Source organism: Motiliproteus sp. (assembly GCF_965230735.1).
Lineage (GTDB): Bacteria > Pseudomonadota > Gammaproteobacteria > Pseudomonadales > Balneatricaceae > Motiliproteus.
The window spans coordinates 3,743,803-3,758,784 of the sequence record NZ_OZ246016.1 but is presented as its reverse complement, the minus strand read 5'-3'; the positions used below and the strand labels follow the sequence as shown (position 1 = coordinate 3,758,784).

Sequence of the window (14,982 nt, the reverse complement as noted above, 5' to 3'; positions counted from 1 at the left end):
GAATAATGATGGTTTGTGTGGCGTTCTTGCCGGGCGCGATGCTATTTAGAGGTAACAGAATGAGGCCTGTTCGTATCAGAGGGTTCATCCCAGTATTTCTGCAGATCATCTTGGTGGTGCAGGTTAGTGCGGCGCCGGAGGCGCCCCGGTGGGAGGAGGAGTCATTCGTCGGCAATACCCGTTATACCATCACCGAGCAGGATGGCGTCGAGGTTATCAAGGGCGAGGCAAAGGGTACCGCGTCGTTGCTCTATCGACGGCAGCAGATAGACCTCCAAAAGACCCCCGTCGTCAGCTGGCGCTGGAAAATCAACGATATCTACCGCCATGGCATCAGCGAGAAATCTCGAGAAGGGGATGATTATCCTGCTCGGATTTATGTGGTAGTTCGGAATGGCTGGTTGCCCTGGCAAACCCTGGCCATCAATTACGTCTGGTCCTCCAGTGGAGTGAAAGGCGATCACTGGCCAAGCCCCTATACCGAACAATCTCATATGGTCGCAGTCGATGCCGGGGATGCGCGGGTGGGGTCCTGGGTGGCGCTGAAACGAGATCTGGTCGAGGACTTTAAACAGTACTTTGGCGAGGACGTTGCGGAACTGGATGGCTATGCCGTAATGGTTGATGGCGATAACACGGGAAGTCAGGGAACCGCCTGGTTCTCAGCCATCCGTTTCCATCCGCGTGATGAGGGCTGATCGCTGACTAGGGATCAGAATTCTCCGTCAGGGTGAGTTTGGTTCGGATAAAGTCCCGGTGAGAAACATGGATCAGATCGGCGACTTTACGAATCAGATGATCTTCGTGTTTGTCGATATAGCCATCGGCGAGCGCGACCTTCCATAAATTGAGCACCAACAGCCGTTTCTGCTCGGCACTGAAGGCATCATTGATCAGCCGGGTGAATTGATACAGCGAGGTGGCTTGGTCGGCTTCCTGCTCGGCCAGTTCGATCAGCTTTTCCAGTTCTGGTTTGGTCAGTTCGAACTGGCTGTCCAGTAACTCAATTACCGCCTGTCGTTCGGTGTCATCGACACTGAAATCTGCCCGTGACACTTCTATCAGCAAGGCTGCCGTTGCCAGTTGGAGCGAACGCTCGTTGTCGGCTGGAGCCTCGTCGTCGCTGATCTCAAAGCAGTTACTGAAGAACTTGGATATTTGCTCAATCATAGGGCGAATCTGGCTGGTTATTGTTGGATTTAGTGTACACAGGGTCGTTCGATGGCGTGTGGGGCTAGAACGGACAGCCGATGCTATAGGTGTTATGACCTGCAGACGGATCAATCTGTTCCGGGTTTCTGGTTGGTATAGGTTGGTGTTGACCTGACTTAACGTGTTGGCTGATGGCTTTTGTTGCGCTCTCCCGAGCGCGTTCATTTCTTTGCCACGCGGCAAAGAAACGGAACCAAAGAAAGCGCGCCCCACTGCTTGGTCGGCGTTGCCGACTTCGTTGCGCGTTTCGCCTGGCAATGGCCGCGATTGGAACTCGTTCGCTTCGCTCTCTCAAACATCAATCGCTTTTCTCCATTGCCAGGCTGCAATGCTCACCTTCGCAAAGGGGGAAGGGGAGTTTGTACTGAAGTTGCGGTGTTAAGTGAGAAAGGAAAACAGAGTTGTTTCGGCTGGCACGGTCTAAACCGCCCTTGACGCAGCCGAGCATTGGCTTTGGAAATGGATCAGCACCGATTACTGTTTGAGGACGAAGGCCGAGTTAAATCGGTGCCCATTTCCGAAGACAACGCGCAGGGTATCGGCGAAGCCGACAAGTCATCGGGCAAGCAACTTTTGATTCCTTTTGTTTGCTGACAAAAGGGATGCGCCCGGGTGGACGCAAAAGGAGATACCTAGAAACTCAGGATAAATAAATCTGTCCCGTTTTCATTGTGTTCCATTTTCATTGTGCAGAGAGAGGAGGGGAGTTTGTTCTGGTTTGCTGCACGCCTTGAGGCTTTTATTGCGCTCTTGCCGAGCGCGTTCATTTCTTTGCCACGCGGCAAAGAAACAGAACCAAAGAAAGCGCGCCCCGTTGCTTGGTCGGCTACGCCGACTTCGTTGCGCGTTGAACTGCCCGATGGGCTACGACGGAAACTCGCTCGCTGCGCTCCCTCAAACAGCCGTCTACGCTGATCCATCGGCCAGCTCAATGCTCACCGGCGCAAAGGGGAAGTTGGCGTTTGTTCTGATACGTCGGAGTTTCGGCTGGCACGGAATCAACCGCCCTTGACGCAGCCGAGCATTGGCTTTGGAAATGGATCAGCACCGATTACTGTCTGAGGCCGCAGGCCGAGTTCAATCGGTGCCCATTTGCAAAGACAACGCGCAGGGTAGCCCGAAGGGCCAAGTCATCGGGCAAAGCAACTTTTGATTCCTTTTGTTTGCTGACAAAAGGAATGCGCCCGGGTGGGCGCAAAGGGAGATATACGGCAACTTAGTAAATCAGGATAAATAAATCTGTCCCGGCTTTGTCCGTTCTGATACGTCGGAGTTTCGGCTGGCACGGTCTCAACCGCCCTTGACGTAGCCGAGCATTGGCTTTGGAAATGGATCAGCGCCGATTACTGTCTGAGGCCGCAGGCCGAGTTCAATCGGTGCCCATTTCCGAAGTCAACGCGCAGGGTATCGGCGAAGCCGACAAGTCATCGGGCAAGCAATTTTTGATTCCTTTTGTTTGCCGACAAAAGGAATGCGCCCGGGTGGGCGCAAGCAGAACTACCTAGACTTTCATTAATTCAGAGAGAGTAAATTATTCTCTATAACTTATAACGTTGTCAGCGATGCTTACATTTAGGTTATGAGATGCTTCTCCAACTAGATGAAAACCGTTTGGGAAAAAATTTTCTGAGCCGCTGAATACTATATTCCATTTAACTTTGTTATTTTCATCATTAGAAAAATAAAACTCTTCTGGGAATACAGGGCGACTTAATCTGTTATTTTTTGTCTGAATTCGTTGTTTGGTCTTTTTACTACCTTTGTCCAAAGGAAATGTAAGTTTCTTGTCTATCAAATCATCAGTTAATATAGATAAGAAAGCATACCAGAAACGATCATCCTGAATTATTTTTGATTCAATATCAGATTCATCGAATAGGTGGTCCAGCTCATATCGTAGTAAATCAAATGCTATTTTGCTTGTAACTTGGGATAGAAAGTAATTGTTATCACTTCGTGCCTTCTCGTCATGATAGGTATCATTAATAGACTCAAAAAACTTAGCTAGCCATACACCTTGGCTTAAACGAGTATGTAAAAACCAGTTGCAATAAAAATTTAGTGTTGAAAACCGCTTTTTATTCTGCGTAAACTCTAGTAATTCTCTAGTATATTTTATTAAAGGTGTTAAGGATTGGTAGTTTATTGTATTAGTTTTTCCAATCTCAGATAAAATGCACTGTATTTTGTTTTTAAGTTTTGTTTCCATAGCTAATGTGAAATAAGAAGTTATATTTACTACTTAGAGAAGTAAAAAGCCGAAGCGGGGCAATCCATACTTCGGCTTTCAAATCTCAACTAAGAAGGCTAATCATTAGCCACACTTAGAATCACCACAATTCAGACAGGTATAACACCCATCCATCAGGATTGCGGCCTTCACATTACACTTGCCGCACAGCTGCGCATCCGGCGGGAATTCCGCTGAGCTGCTGGCACCAGCAGAAGCGTCGTTGACGGCGTCGGACGCTGCGGCGGCCGCGGCTTCGGTCTTCTTGGCTTCGTACTCGGCACGCTTGCTGGCGATCAGGGCCTTCTGGTGCTCGTCCAGCTCGTCGCTCTCGATCAGACCGATATGCTTGAGGTGCTGTTCGATCGCTTCACCGATCTCGGCCACCAGCGAGGGCATGAACTTACCGCCCTTCTTGAAGTAACCACCTTTGGGGTCGAATACGGCCTTGAGCTCTTCGACCATAAAGTTGATGTCACCACCCTTACGGAAGACCGCCGAGATAACCCGGGTCAGGGCGACGATCCACTGGAACTGCTCCATGTTCTTCGAGTTGATGAACATCTCGTAGGGGTGGCGCTGTTCGTGCTCGGTGCCCTGGTTCAAAACGATGTCGTTGATGGTGATGTAGAGCGCGTGCTCGGACATCGGGGTCTTGATCTTGTAGGTGGAGCCCATCAGAAACTCGGGACGGGCCAGGTCTTCGTGGACCCGCTCCAGGGATTGCTTGGCCTGCTCGGCGGCTTTCTCGGCCTGTTGCGCTTTCTCTTCGGCGCTGACCACCTTGAAGCCGGTGATCTTCTTATCGATTTTGTTCGCTGACATGGTGTTTTCCTGTCGTTGTCCGTCGGGCGCGCTGGTATTTGTGTCTCAGCGCGCCGGTGTCTTGTTGTAACGGCGTTTTGTAACGGTGTTGGTTAGAACTTGCCGTAGTAGCCTTCTTTGAGGGCGTCGAACAGGTTGGCGGCGGTGTGAATCTCGCCGTCGTACTCGACCTCTTCGTTACCCTTGAACTCGACGGTGCTGCCATCTTCCAGAGTGAACTGGTAGGTGGTGTTTTCCAGATCCTGCTCTTTGACCAGTACCCCCTGGAACGCTTCCGGGTTGAAGCGGAAGGTGGTGCAGCCCTTCAGACCCTGGTCGTAGGCGTACAGGTAGATGCTCTTGAAGTCATCGTAGGGGTAGTCGGTCGGGACGTTGGCGGTCTTGGAGATCGACGAGTCGATCCACTTCTGCGCCGCGGCCTGGATGTCGACGTGCTGCTGCGGGGTGATGTCCTCGGCGGTGATGAAGTAGTCCGGCAGCTGCTGGGCCGGGTCATCGGAGTAGGGCATCGCGTTTTCGTTGATCAGCTCGCGGTAGGCCAGCAGCTCGTAGGAGAACACGTCGACCTTCTCTTTAGTCTTCTTGCCTTCACGGATGATGTTGCGCGAGTAGTGGTGGGCGAAGCTCGGCTCGATACCGTTACTGGCGTTGTTGCCGACCGACAGCGAGATGGTGCCGGTGGGGGCGATGGAGCTGTGATGGGTGAAACGACAGCCCTTCTCGGCCAGCGCGGCCGCCAGCTCGGGATCGACCTCGGCGACTTTCTGCATGTAGCGGCTGTATTTGGCGTGCAGCACCTTGCCGGTGACCTTGTCGCCAACCTTGTAGCCGTCTTCGGCCATCTCCGGGCGCTTACGCAGCATCTCACCGGTGACTTCGAACTCTTCGTTCATGATCGGCGCCGGACCTTTCTCTTCGGCCAGTTCAAGGCCGGTGCGCCAGCCGGTCAGCGCCAGCTCTTTGGTCACCTCTTCGGCGAAGGCCACGGAGGCTTCGTCGCCGTACTGCATCTGCATCATGGTGACGGTGGAGCCCAGGCCCAGGTAGCCCATGCCGTGACGACGCTTGGTCTCGATCTCGTGACGCTGCTGCGGCAGCGGCAGGCCGTTGATCTCGACCACGTTGTCGAGCATCCGAGTGAAGATGGAAACGGTCTTGCGGAAGCCTTCCCAGTCGAAACGAGCCTTGTCGGTGAACGGCTCGACCACGAAGCGGGTCAGGTTGACCGAGCCCAGCAGACAGCTGCCGTATGGGGGCAGCGGCTGTTCGCCACAGGGGTTGGTGGCGCGGATGTTTTCGCAGAACCAGTTGTTGTTCTGTTCGTTGACCTTGTCGATCAGGATGAAGCCCGGCTCGGCGAAGTCGTAGGTGGAGGTCATGATGACGTTCCACAGCTGCTGCGCACGGATGGTCTTGGTGATACGGCAGGCCACCAGACCGGAATCGTTAGTGACGTAGTTGTCCTTGGTGGGCCACTCGCGCCAGATCACCTGCTCGGCGTCGTCCAGATCGATGCCGTCACGCTCGACCTCTTTGTGGGTCATCGGGAAGGCCAGCTGCCAGTCGGCGTCGTTCTTGACCGCCTGGATGAACTCGTCGGTGATCAGCAGCGACAGGTTGAACTGACGCAGACGACCGTCTTCACGCTTGGCACGGATGAAATCGACCACGTCCGGGTGACCGATGTCGAAGGTCGCCATCTGGGCGCCACGGCGGCCACCGGCGGAGGAGACGGTGAAACACATCTTGTCGAAGATATCCATGAACGACAGCGGACCGGAGGTGTAGGCGCCGGCACCGGAGACGTAGGCGTTCTTCGGACGCAGGGTGGAGAATTCGTAACCGATACCGCAACCGGCTTTCAGAGTCAGACCTGCTTCCAGGTTCTTACCCAGAATATCGTCCATGGAGTCATGGATGGTGCCGGACACGGTGCAGTTGATGGTGGAGGTGGCCGGCTTGTGCTCCTGGGCACCGGCGTTGGACATCACACGACCGGCCGGGACCGCGCCACGACGCAGAGCCCACAGAAACTCCTCTTCCCACTTCTGCTGGTTCTTCTTGCCTTTCTCAACTTCGGCCAGGGCCTTGGCGACGCGACGGAAGGTGGCGTCCATGTCCTGATCCAGTACATGGCCATCTTTGGCTTTGAGGCGATATTTGGAGTCCCAGATATCCAGCGAGGCGTCTTGGTAGGGAATTTCTTGCTCTTTAGGTGATACGACCTGAAGGGTGGCAGTCATTGAGATGGCCTTTTTCCTGATACGACAAGGTTTTAGAAATTATCGGGAAGTCCATGTTCCCGGGCGATCAGCAGGCGGGTACTACCCGGTTGGGTTCGCCTTAGCTGTCGATTGGCAGATATTGTATGCCCGCCCGGCAGAGCGGCACAACATGTAGATTTGGCGCGAAAAATGCTATGACGTCAGAAAATTGACCGGATCTTGATCGCTTAATAAACAGTGACGATTAATCGTCACAAACCGGGGGTAAGTGGGTACTTACATTTTGTGCGTTTCTTTATAAAAAAACTTTTTCTTAGCTCGAATTGGTATAGAAGGGCTGTCGGTCGGATCACTATATCTGGTGCCCGATAGGAAGGCGTCGCACAATCTGTTGTGGCTGGTGTTTTCGCTGTGACACCAGTGGTTGTGTTGCGAGGTAACTGGTCCGCCCACAAAAAAGGCCGCACGAAGCGGCCTTATTGATGCGTCGATGGCAGGGTGGGTGGCTTTACAGCACCTGACCCAGAAACTTCTTCAGACGCGGGTTGGTGGGGTTGTTGAAGAAGTTCTCCGGGGTGTCTTCCACCACCAGCTCACCATCTTCCATAAACACCACCCGGTCGGCCACTTCGCGGGCGAAGCCCATCTCGTGGGTCACCACCACCATGGTCATGCCCTCTTTGGCCAGGCTCTGCATAACGTCGAGCACCTCGCCGACCATCTCCGGGTCCAGCGCACTGGTGGGTTCGTCGAACAGCATGATCATCGGCATCATCGCCAGCGCACGGGCGATGGCGACGCGCTGCTGCTGACCACCGGAGAGCTGCGACGGGAAGCTGTGCATCCGTTCGGACAGGCCGACCTTGAGCATCAATTCCTTGCCTTTTTGTTCGGCATCGTCACGGGACTTCTTCAGCACTTTCATCGGTGCCAACATGACATTTTCCAGTGCGGTCTTGTGCGGGAACAGGTTGAACGACTGGAACACCATGCCCACTTCGGCGCGAATCTGGTTGATGTCGGTCTTCGGGTCCTGCAGGCAGATGCCGTCGATGCGGATGCTGCCGCCGGAGGTGGTCTCCAGCTGATTCAGGGTCCGCAGGAAGGTGGATTTGCCCGAGCCACTGGGGCCGACGACCACGACCACTTCGCCGCGGTTGACGGTCAGGGAGACCTCTTTGAGCGCGTGACAGCCGTTGGGATAGATCTTGTCGACGTCACGGGCAACGATAATGCTGGGATCGATTTGCTCAGTCACTGGCGGCTAGCCTCTTCTCAAGTTTCTGGACCATCCAGGATAAAGCGCCGGTCAGCACCAGGTACAACAGCGCCACGGTGAACCAGACTTCAAACGGGGCGAAGGTGGAGTTAACCACCTCACGGCCGGCTTTACTCAGATCGGTGATCGAGATGACCGACACCAGCGAGGAGTCCTTGATCAGGTTGATAAACTGGCCGGCCATCGGCGGCAGGGTACGCTTGAACGCCTGCGGCAGGATGACATAGACCATCGCCTGGACGTAGTTCATCCCCAGCGAGCGGGCCGCTTCCATCTGACCCGGATGGATCGACTGGATGCCCGAACGGATAATTTCGGCGATATAGGCGCCGGTAAAGACGGCCAGCGCGGCGACACCGGCGGTGAAGCGGTCCAGCTCCAATACCGTGCCGATAAAGAAGTAGAAGATAAAGATCTGTACCAGCAGCGGGGTACCACGCACCAGTTCGATATAGGTGATCGACAGGTTGCGCAGGGCCGGGTTGGCCGAGATCCGGGCCAGGCCGGTAAACAGACCGATAATCAGCGCGAAGACCAACGACACCATCGAGATCTTCAGGGTCATGACCAGACCCCAGGTGATCGGGCCGATCTGCCAGTTATCCAGTCCGGCGAGGGCGTCGCCTTCGAAGACGATGTCGCCGTCATCAACGCTGAGGATATCGAACTGCTTCAGCACGAAGGGATCTTCGCCGCTGTCGGGAATCAGGGTGATGGTCTTTTCGTTATCACTGAGTTCGACGGTGCCGTCAAAGGGCGCCGTAATGTCCTGCGGCTCAGTGTTGATCAGGTACTGCGGAATCCGCTCCCAGCGCCACGTGTAGTCGATACTTTTACTGGACAGGTAGACGCCGGTGCCGATCGCTAACAGGATCGCCACGAACACCAGATGCCAGAAAGCGTTGTTATACTGCTTTTCCATCGATTGCTCGGGTTTCAGTCTTTGACAGGTCGCTGGCCCTAAGGACCAGGTTGGAAATTATCACTCTAATGGTGATATGAGTGGGGCTCCTGTCGGAGCCCCGGAAAGCGCTTATTGTACGCTCTTCAGCCATTCATCGCTGGCGAACCACTTGTTGTAGATCTTGTCGTAGGTGCCGTCACCTTTGACTTGTGCCAGGAAGTTGTTGAGGAAGTTCAGGAAGTCTGGATCACCCTTGCGGATCGCCCAGCCCAGCGGCTCGTAGGTGAAGGAGTCGTCCAGGTGAACCACCTTGTCGGAGTTCTGCGAGCTGTAGATGGCGTTGAACGGCAGGTCGTAAACGAACGCGTCGGCGTTGCCGTTAACCACTTCCAGTGCACCCTCTGACTCGGTTTCGAACAGACGGATGTTGGATTTGCCGATGTACTTCTTGGTGGCGATGTCGCCGGTGGTGCCCAGCTTGGTGGCCACAACGTACTTCGGATCGTTCAGGTCGCGGTAGTTGGTGATCTTATCAGCCAGCTCCGGGCGGACCAGGATGGTCTGACCGACGACGATGTACGGGTTGGCGAAGTTGACTTTCAGGTTACGCTCGGCGGTTACGGTCATGCCGGACATGATGATGTCGCACTTGGCGGTCAGCAGTGCCGGAATGATTCCGTCCCAGGCGGTGTTGCGAAGGTCCAGCTTGACCTTCATCGCCTTAGCCATCGCTTTGGCCATATCGACGTCGAAGCCGACGATATTGCCCTTCTTATTCCGCATCTCAAACGGCATGTAGCCCGCTTCCATACAGACCTGAAGCTCACCGCGCTTGACGATTTCATTCAGGGTCGACTTCTCCCACAGGGAAATGTCGGAGGCCTGGGTCAGCGCAGAGGACAGCATCAGCGATGCAGCAACCAGCAGTTTCTTCATATTGTTCTCACTCTGTTGGTGGGTCTAAACGAGTGCGATATTTTGCACGTTAATTGAATATTTTGCACACAAAAATCGCTAACGGGTCATATCGTCAGATAAAAGTGGACGAAAAGCGGCTTTTTCGCCAGTGGTGTCAAAAGTTTTTACAACGGATGCCCGGCATGAACTTGCCAGTTTAGGACCTCTGATCTAAACCTAATCAAGTTGTCTGGGTACAGGGGGGCGATATGAACGTGGTTATGAATGCTGGCATTAAGGGTGTCTCGAACGAGTCGGCGGATCGCGTCTGGCGTAGCTACCAGCGTTGCCTGGAGGACTTTCATTTTCTGCAGGAGTTCTACCTGCGTTTTATTGAGGCCTCACCGGAGGTGGCGCAGAAATTTGCCAATACCGATATGGATCATCAGGTGCTGATGCTCAGGGCGTCGCTGGATCTGATGCTCGGCGGAGACCGGTCGGCGTCAGAGCCCAAGGCATTACGCCAGATCGCCAAACTGCACAGCCGCAGCGGTGTTGATGTGCCGGCCCGGCTATACGATTGCTGGCTCGAGAGCCTGTTGTTGACGGTAGCGCGCTTTGATCCGGGATTCGATGACGAGTTGGAGCAAGCATGGCGTAGCGAGCTGGAGCAGGGGATCGCCTATATGAAGGCCGCCTATTGAGCGGCCTGGGCATCGGGCGTCGGTGGCCGGAGCAGGACGTCAGGATTGACGACCGGGATCGCTGCCCAGTCGATTGCGTTCTCCGGTGATATCGACATGGCGCATCGGGAATTCACCGCTTTTCCGATCTTCAAAATAGAACTTCAGCGCATTGATCACGGTGCGAAACGCCAGTTGATCCCAGGGGATCTCGTCCTCGGCAAACAGCTGGGCTTCCAGGGTTTCTTCACCGGCGTCAAACTCGGGCGCCGGCATCTCGGCCAGATAAAACATCTGCACCTGGTTGATCGGGGTGATGCTGGTAATAGTGTAGAGACCCTTGAGCTCCACCTCGGCGCAGGCTTCCTCGCGGGTCTCGCGCATCGCGGCTTCCTGGGTGGTCTCACCGTTCTCCATAAAGCCGGCCGGGAGGGTCCAGAGGCCGTAGCAGGGCTCGATGGCGCGTTTGCACAACAGTACCTTGTCGCCGTAGACCGGCAGGCAGCCGGCAATAATTCGGGGGTTCTGGTAGTGGATGGTATCGCATTGGCTGCATACGTAACGGGGGCGGTTATCCCCCTCCGGAATACGTTGATGGACGGCGGCGCCGCACTCGCTGCAGTAGTTCATCCAGGCTCCTTAGCAAAAACCTCCGCTTCCGGCGGCTTCTCGTTATTGTAGGCGTCGGGCTATGATGTATGACAATTCCTACTTCAATCAATAGCTCAGTCGAGAAACTCTGGCCATGTTCAAACCCTGCGCCGATCAAGATGTACTGCCGGGCTCCACGCTGTCGCAGCAGTTGAGCCGACGGATGCGGCGCCAGCCGATTCGACGACTGAAGCTGTCGATGCCTGAGGCCGGTGTGCTGGTGGCGCTGACCGACCATCCGGATGACCCTCAGGTGGTGCTGACCCGGCGGGCCAGCCGGCTATCCAGTCACGCCGGCGAGGTGGCTTTTCCCGGGGGCAAGCGGGACCCGGAGGACACTGATCTATTGGCCACCGCGCTGCGGGAATCCCACGAAGAGATCGATCTGGCGCCGGAGCGGGTCGAGGTAGTGGGGCCGCTGGGGCAGGTGGTGTCCAAACACGGCTTTCTGGTGTCACCGTTTCTGGGCGTTATCTCCGAACAGCAGCCGTTGACCCCCAATCCGGATGAGCTGGAAAGCCTGTTCAAGGTGCCGTTGAGTTTTCTGTTGGACCGCAGCCAGTTCCAGATGGAGAAGCTCAGCTTCGAAGGTCGCAGCATCCACATGCCGCGCTACGACTATCAGGGCTATGTGATCTGGGGGTTGAGTGCCTTTATTCTGGTGGAGATGCTCAATCAGGGTTTTGACGCCGGTTTGCCGCTGGAGTCGCGACCAGAGCGGAGGCGTTAAGTCCGGGCTACTACGAAATGATTGGAATCCGAGTCATTTCGGGATGTCACCGGCAGATCGATTGCTATACGATCTGCGGACAGTTTTCTATTTCCTAGCGGAGCCAGTCTATGATTTTTCACGTCGATGGTCGTCGGGTCGAGTTCGCCTCCGAGGAGCATTTTGTCGCCGCCAATGCCACAGTGATCGGTTCGGTCCATATCGGTCACCAGGTCAGTATCTGGTTCAACGCGGTAGTGCGTGCCGACAACGAGCCGATCCATCTGGGCGATGGCAGCAATATTCAGGATGGGGCGGTGATGCACACCGATCCGGGCTACGCGCTGACCTTGGGCAACAATGTCACCGTCGGTCATAAGGCGATGCTGCACGGTTGTTCGGTGGGGGATAATTCGCTGATCGGTATCAACGCGGTGGTGCTTAACGGTGCCAAGATTGGTCGTAACTGCCTGATCGGTGCCAATGCATTGATCCCGGAGGGGATGGAGGTGCCGGATGGTTCGCTGGTGGTCGGCAGTCCCGGCAAGATCAAACGCCAGCTGACCGAAGCCGAAGCCGAAGGGCTGCGTCACAATGCCGAACACTATATCGGTAATATGCAGCGTTACTGCCGCACCCTGGTGCAGATCGACTGATGGCGGTGGAAATTTATGAACCGGTTGATGCTGCTGCAAACACCGAGACCGAACGACCGATCCCGTCGCCCTGTATTGCGGCTTGCGAACTGAATGCCAAGCAGATCTGTACCGGCTGTTATCGGCATGTCGATGAGGTGGCTGGTTGGAAGCAGATGGACAATCATCAACGCCGACAGGTGCTGGCGGCTATTCAACAGCGCAAGGCCCAGCGGCGCACCGGGCTGCTGGGGCGATTAACCGGTCGCCGACACTAAGCGCCTCAGGCTGCGCGAGCAGGCTAGTCGTCGCGGTTGAGCGGCGCCGAAACCCGTGCCATCTTGACCAGATTGTCCTGCACCTGGATCGTTTCGATCCGGTGCCGGTCGATCTGCAGGCAGACGTTGGTTTCGGGAATAAATTCGAGCCGTTCGGTGATCAGGCCGTTGAGGGTTTTGGGACCGTCAACCGGTAACTCCCAATCCATCGCCTTATTGATATCACGGATGGTCGCCGATCCATCAATAAAGAAGGTGCCGTCATCCTGCGGATGGATATCCTGGTTTTCCGGTCGACGGTCGTCGGTCAGTTCGCCGACGATCTCTTCGAGAATATCTTCCAGGGTGCAGATCCCCTGAATGTCACCGTACTCGTCGACCACCAGGCCGATGCGGCGGCCCTCTTTCTGGAAGTGGAACAGCTGGGTCTGTAGCTGGGTGGTTTCCGGGATAAAGTAGGGTTCGCGAATCACCTGCAGCAGCGCGGCTTTGCTGAAGCCGGACTCGTTGAACACCTTGGTCATGTTGCGCAGGTGCAGGATGCCCACCACCTGGTTGATATCGCCTTTGTAGACCGGCAGGCGGGTGTGATCGCAGTTGCTGATCACCGCCAGGATCTCTTCATCCTCAGCTTCCAGATCAATGCCGACCACTTCGTTGCGGGGAATCATCACATCCTGAACCCGGACCTCTTCGAGCTCCAGAATACCCAGTAGCATCGATTGGTTGCGTTGCGGAAGCAGGGCGCCGGCCTCGTTGACCAGGGTGCGCAGCTCTTCGGTGCTGAGGTGATGGTGATCGTTGCCGCTCATCTTGACGCCGAACAGCTTCAACAGGCCGTTGGTGATGCCGTTGACCATCCACACGGCCGGGTACAGCAGCACCAGCAGCGGCCGTAAAATCAGTGCGGCCGGGAAGGCGATTTTTTCCGGGTGCAGTGCAGCCAGGGTCTTGGGCGTGACCTCGGCAAAGATCAGGATGATCAGGGTCAGGCCGAAGGTGGCGATGGCGATACCGGCATCGCCCCAGAGGCGGACTGCAACCACGGTGGCGATGGAAGCGGCGCAGATATTGACCAGGTTGTTGCCGATCAGAATCACGCCGATCAGACGATCGGGCCGCTCCAGCAGGTGGTTGGCACGAATCGCGCCGCGATGGTTCTTCTTAACCAGATGGCGAAGCCGATAGCGGTTCAGGGACATCATTCCGGTTTCAGAACTGGAAAAGAAGGCTGAACAAACGATAAGAAGTGCCAGAATGCCTAAGAGTAGGCTTATCGATACGTCGTCCAAGACGAGGGTGACCTTTTTGCGATAGGGCAGCTGATTGTGGAAGCTGAGATCGAGGCTGTCAACCTAGACGCGATGGATTTATCAGACCATCAGTTCCAGGACGAACTTGCTGCCGAAGTAGGCCAGCATCAGGAACAGGAAACCGCCGAGAATCCAGCGGATCGCCTTCATTCCACGCCAGCCTTTTTGATGGCGGCCCCACAATAGAATGGCGAACAGGCCCCAGGCGATAAAGGAGAGGCCGGTCTTGTGGACCAGGTGCTGGGCGAAGATATCCTGCAGGAATAGCAAGCCGGTCAGCAACGAGGCGCTGAGCAGGGCAAAACCGAGCCAGATCATCTCAAACAGCAGTTGCTCCATCAGCTGCAGTGGCGGCAGCGAGCGAACCAGGCCGCGAACATGGTGGTTACGCAGTTCGTGGTCCTGACGCGCCAGTACGATCGCCTGCAGGGCGGCGATGGCGAAAATGCTGTAGGCCAGAATCGAGGTCAGGATATGGGCAATTTCACCGCCGCTGTATTGTTGCGGCAGGTTGGCGCTGGGCAGCAGGGCTGCCAGCAACACCGAGATCGAGGCGCAGGGAAAAATAGCCACGAACAGCATTGTCAGAGGTTTCTTCAGGCAGCTGAGAATCACCAGGCCTGAAACCAGCCAGGCGATCAGTGAGGTGACCGGGAAGAGTCCCAGCTGGATGCCGTTACCCGGATGCAGAATCAGGTAGACCGACAGGGTGTGTAGTACCCAGGCACCGGCCCCCAGCATCATGACCAGTGAACGCGGTGCCGGTTTGTTGCCGCTCAGGGCGCTGGCCTGGATCACACCGGCCAACAGGTAGATAAGAGCGCTGAAAATACTGGTCAGAAGCAGTGTCATGGTGTTTCGGATAACTCGTGGAGAGGCTGCTGAGCGGCTAAGTGTGTCATAAAAATTTTGCAGTTTGAATAGAGGCTTAGGTAACCGGCTTGGCGGTTGGTCCTGAGCTGATTTATCGCAATTTTGCGGTGGGTTTCCGCGCTGCGATAGAGCCGTTGGATCGGTTTGGGTATAATGCCGGGTTTGCACCGGCCGGAGGGCTGGCGTGACTGCTCGATTTTAGATCGATGAACGCAGATGCGACAGGCTCAGCTGGCCGGGGATGGCACTACAGGCGTTACCATCTACG

Annotated in this window: 16 protein-coding genes; 5 read left to right on the top strand and 11 right to left on the bottom strand. The window is 55.6% G+C overall.

Annotated elements, in window-relative coordinates; translation table 11 throughout:
- Nucleotides 1-5 precede the first annotated feature (5 nt).
- Entirely contained in the window at nucleotides 6-698 is a 693-nt protein-coding gene (locus ACO05M_RS17480; RefSeq protein WP_421865874.1) for a DUF3047 domain-containing protein, read from the top strand.
- A gap of 7 nt (nucleotides 699-705) precedes the next feature.
- Here ACO05M_RS17480 and ACO05M_RS17475 read toward each other — a convergent pair whose 3' ends face one another.
- The 8 genes from ACO05M_RS17475 to ACO05M_RS17440 all read right to left on the bottom strand — a co-directional run bounded on the left by ACO05M_RS17475 (nucleotide 706) and on the right by ACO05M_RS17440 (nucleotide 9,611).
- Entirely contained in the window at nucleotides 706-1,170 is a 465-nt protein-coding gene (locus tag ACO05M_RS17475; RefSeq protein ID WP_421865871.1) for a TerB family tellurite resistance protein, read from the bottom strand.
- 674 nt (nucleotides 1,171-1,844) lie between these two features.
- The gene (locus ACO05M_RS17470) at nucleotides 1,845-2,132 is read right to left on the bottom strand and encodes a hypothetical protein (RefSeq protein WP_421865868.1); all 288 of its coding nucleotides are present in this window, start codon (nucleotides 2,130-2,132) and stop codon (nucleotides 1,845-1,847) included.
- Between the two features lie 611 nt (nucleotides 2,133-2,743).
- A complete protein-coding gene (locus ACO05M_RS17465; protein ID WP_421865865.1) occupies nucleotides 2,744-3,421 on the bottom strand; it encodes a hypothetical protein in 678 nt (225 codons plus the stop codon).
- Nucleotides 3,422-3,526: 105 nt separating this feature from the next.
- Nucleotides 3,527-4,267: an NrdJb gene (locus ACO05M_RS17460; RefSeq protein WP_421865862.1), complete on the bottom strand. Its 741-nt coding sequence runs from the start codon at nucleotides 4,265-4,267 to the stop codon at nucleotides 3,527-3,529.
- A 92-nt stretch (nucleotides 4,268-4,359) separates the two neighbouring features.
- On the bottom strand, nucleotides 4,360-6,510 hold the full coding sequence (locus ACO05M_RS17455; protein ID WP_421865859.1) for an adenosylcobalamin-dependent ribonucleoside-diphosphate reductase: 2,151 nt from the start codon (nucleotides 6,508-6,510) through the stop codon (nucleotides 4,360-4,362).
- Nucleotides 6,511-7,000: 490 nt separating this feature from the next.
- Nucleotides 7,001-7,726 (bottom strand): amino acid ABC transporter ATP-binding protein, encoded by a 726-nt coding sequence (locus tag ACO05M_RS17450; RefSeq protein ID WP_421870787.1) that lies wholly within the window; start codon nucleotides 7,724-7,726, stop codon nucleotides 7,001-7,003.
- A gap of 16 nt (nucleotides 7,727-7,742) precedes the next feature.
- Nucleotides 7,743-8,693 carry an amino acid ABC transporter permease gene (locus tag ACO05M_RS17445; protein ID WP_421865856.1) on the bottom strand — a complete coding sequence of 317 codons (951 nt, stop codon included), beginning with the start codon at nucleotides 8,691-8,693 and terminating at the stop codon, nucleotides 7,743-7,745.
- 111 nt (nucleotides 8,694-8,804) lie between these two features.
- Entirely contained in the window at nucleotides 8,805-9,611 is an 807-nt protein-coding gene (locus ACO05M_RS17440; protein ID WP_421865853.1) for a transporter substrate-binding domain-containing protein, read from the bottom strand.
- A 230-nt stretch (nucleotides 9,612-9,841) separates the two neighbouring features.
- On the opposite strand from ACO05M_RS17440, the gene ACO05M_RS17435 reads away from it, so the two are divergent.
- Entirely contained in the window at nucleotides 9,842-10,276 is a 435-nt protein-coding gene (locus ACO05M_RS17435; RefSeq protein WP_421865851.1) for a globin, read from the top strand.
- Nucleotides 10,277-10,315: 39 nt separating this feature from the next.
- On the opposite strand, the gene ACO05M_RS17430 is transcribed toward ACO05M_RS17435, so the two are convergent.
- Nucleotides 10,316-10,885: an NUDIX hydrolase gene (locus tag ACO05M_RS17430; RefSeq protein WP_421865848.1), complete on the bottom strand. Its 570-nt coding sequence runs from the start codon at nucleotides 10,883-10,885 to the stop codon at nucleotides 10,316-10,318.
- Between the two features lie 115 nt (nucleotides 10,886-11,000).
- On the opposite strand from ACO05M_RS17430, the gene ACO05M_RS17425 reads away from it, so the two are divergent.
- From ACO05M_RS17425 to ACO05M_RS17415, 3 genes are all read left to right on the top strand, one after another.
- Nucleotides 11,001-11,636 carry a CoA pyrophosphatase gene (locus ACO05M_RS17425; RefSeq protein ID WP_421865845.1) on the top strand — a complete coding sequence of 212 codons (636 nt, stop codon included), beginning with the start codon at nucleotides 11,001-11,003 and terminating at the stop codon, nucleotides 11,634-11,636.
- 110 nt (nucleotides 11,637-11,746) lie between these two features.
- Nucleotides 11,747-12,271, top strand: coding sequence for a gamma carbonic anhydrase family protein (locus ACO05M_RS17420; protein WP_421865842.1), 525 nt, complete (start codon nucleotides 11,747-11,749; stop codon nucleotides 12,269-12,271).
- Nucleotides 12,271-12,528: a DUF1289 domain-containing protein gene (locus ACO05M_RS17415; protein ID WP_421865839.1), complete on the top strand. Its 258-nt coding sequence runs from the start codon at nucleotides 12,271-12,273 to the stop codon at nucleotides 12,526-12,528. The genes ACO05M_RS17420 and ACO05M_RS17415 overlap by 1 nt, the downstream gene beginning before the upstream one ends.
- A 23-nt stretch (nucleotides 12,529-12,551) precedes the next feature.
- On the opposite strand, the gene ACO05M_RS17410 is transcribed toward ACO05M_RS17415, so the two are convergent.
- Together ACO05M_RS17410 and ACO05M_RS17405 are read right to left on the bottom strand one after the other, a co-directional pair.
- Nucleotides 12,552-13,820, bottom strand: coding sequence for an HlyC/CorC family transporter (locus tag ACO05M_RS17410; protein ID WP_421865836.1), 1,269 nt, complete (start codon nucleotides 13,818-13,820; stop codon nucleotides 12,552-12,554).
- Nucleotides 13,821-13,901: 81 nt separating this feature from the next.
- On the bottom strand, nucleotides 13,902-14,693 hold the full coding sequence (locus ACO05M_RS17405) for a cytochrome C assembly family protein (protein ID WP_421865833.1): 792 nt from the start codon (nucleotides 14,691-14,693) through the stop codon (nucleotides 13,902-13,904).
- Nucleotides 14,694-14,982 lie beyond the last annotated feature (289 nt).

Bases quoted from the DNA above. Each gene is read 5' to 3' on its own strand.
- ACO05M_RS17455 (WP_421865859.1), bottom strand. From the start codon at position 6,510: ATGACTGCCACCCTTCAGGTCGTATCACCTAAAGAGCAAGAAATTCCC.
- ACO05M_RS17415 (WP_421865839.1), top strand. From the start codon at position 12,271: ATGGCGGTGGAAATTTATGAACCGGTTGATGCTGCTGCAAACACCGAG.
- ACO05M_RS17470 (WP_421865868.1), bottom strand. From the start codon at position 2,132: ATGGATCAGCGTAGACGGCTGTTTGAGGGAGCGCAGCGAGCGAGTTTC.
- ACO05M_RS17445 (WP_421865856.1), bottom strand. From the start codon at position 8,693: ATGGAAAAGCAGTATAACAACGCTTTCTGGCATCTGGTGTTCGTGGCG.
- ACO05M_RS17465 (WP_421865865.1), bottom strand. From the start codon at position 3,421: ATGGAAACAAAACTTAAAAACAAAATACAGTGCATTTTATCTGAGATT.
- ACO05M_RS17460 (WP_421865862.1), bottom strand. From the start codon at position 4,267: ATGTCAGCGAACAAAATCGATAAGAAGATCACCGGCTTCAAGGTGGTC.
- ACO05M_RS17475 (WP_421865871.1), bottom strand. From the start codon at position 1,170: ATGATTGAGCAAATATCCAAGTTCTTCAGTAACTGCTTTGAGATCAGC.
- ACO05M_RS17430 (WP_421865848.1), bottom strand. From the start codon at position 10,885: ATGAACTACTGCAGCGAGTGCGGCGCCGCCGTCCATCAACGTATTCCG.
- ACO05M_RS17425 (WP_421865845.1), top strand. From the start codon at position 11,001: ATGTTCAAACCCTGCGCCGATCAAGATGTACTGCCGGGCTCCACGCTG.
- ACO05M_RS17405 (WP_421865833.1), bottom strand. From the start codon at position 14,693: ATGACACTGCTTCTGACCAGTATTTTCAGCGCTCTTATCTACCTGTTG.
- ACO05M_RS17435 (WP_421865851.1), top strand. From the start codon at position 9,842: ATGAACGTGGTTATGAATGCTGGCATTAAGGGTGTCTCGAACGAGTCG.
- ACO05M_RS17420 (WP_421865842.1), top strand. From the start codon at position 11,747: ATGATTTTTCACGTCGATGGTCGTCGGGTCGAGTTCGCCTCCGAGGAG.
- ACO05M_RS17440 (WP_421865853.1), bottom strand. From the start codon at position 9,611: ATGAAGAAACTGCTGGTTGCTGCATCGCTGATGCTGTCCTCTGCGCTG.
- ACO05M_RS17480 (WP_421865874.1), top strand. From the start codon at position 6: ATGATGGTTTGTGTGGCGTTCTTGCCGGGCGCGATGCTATTTAGAGGT.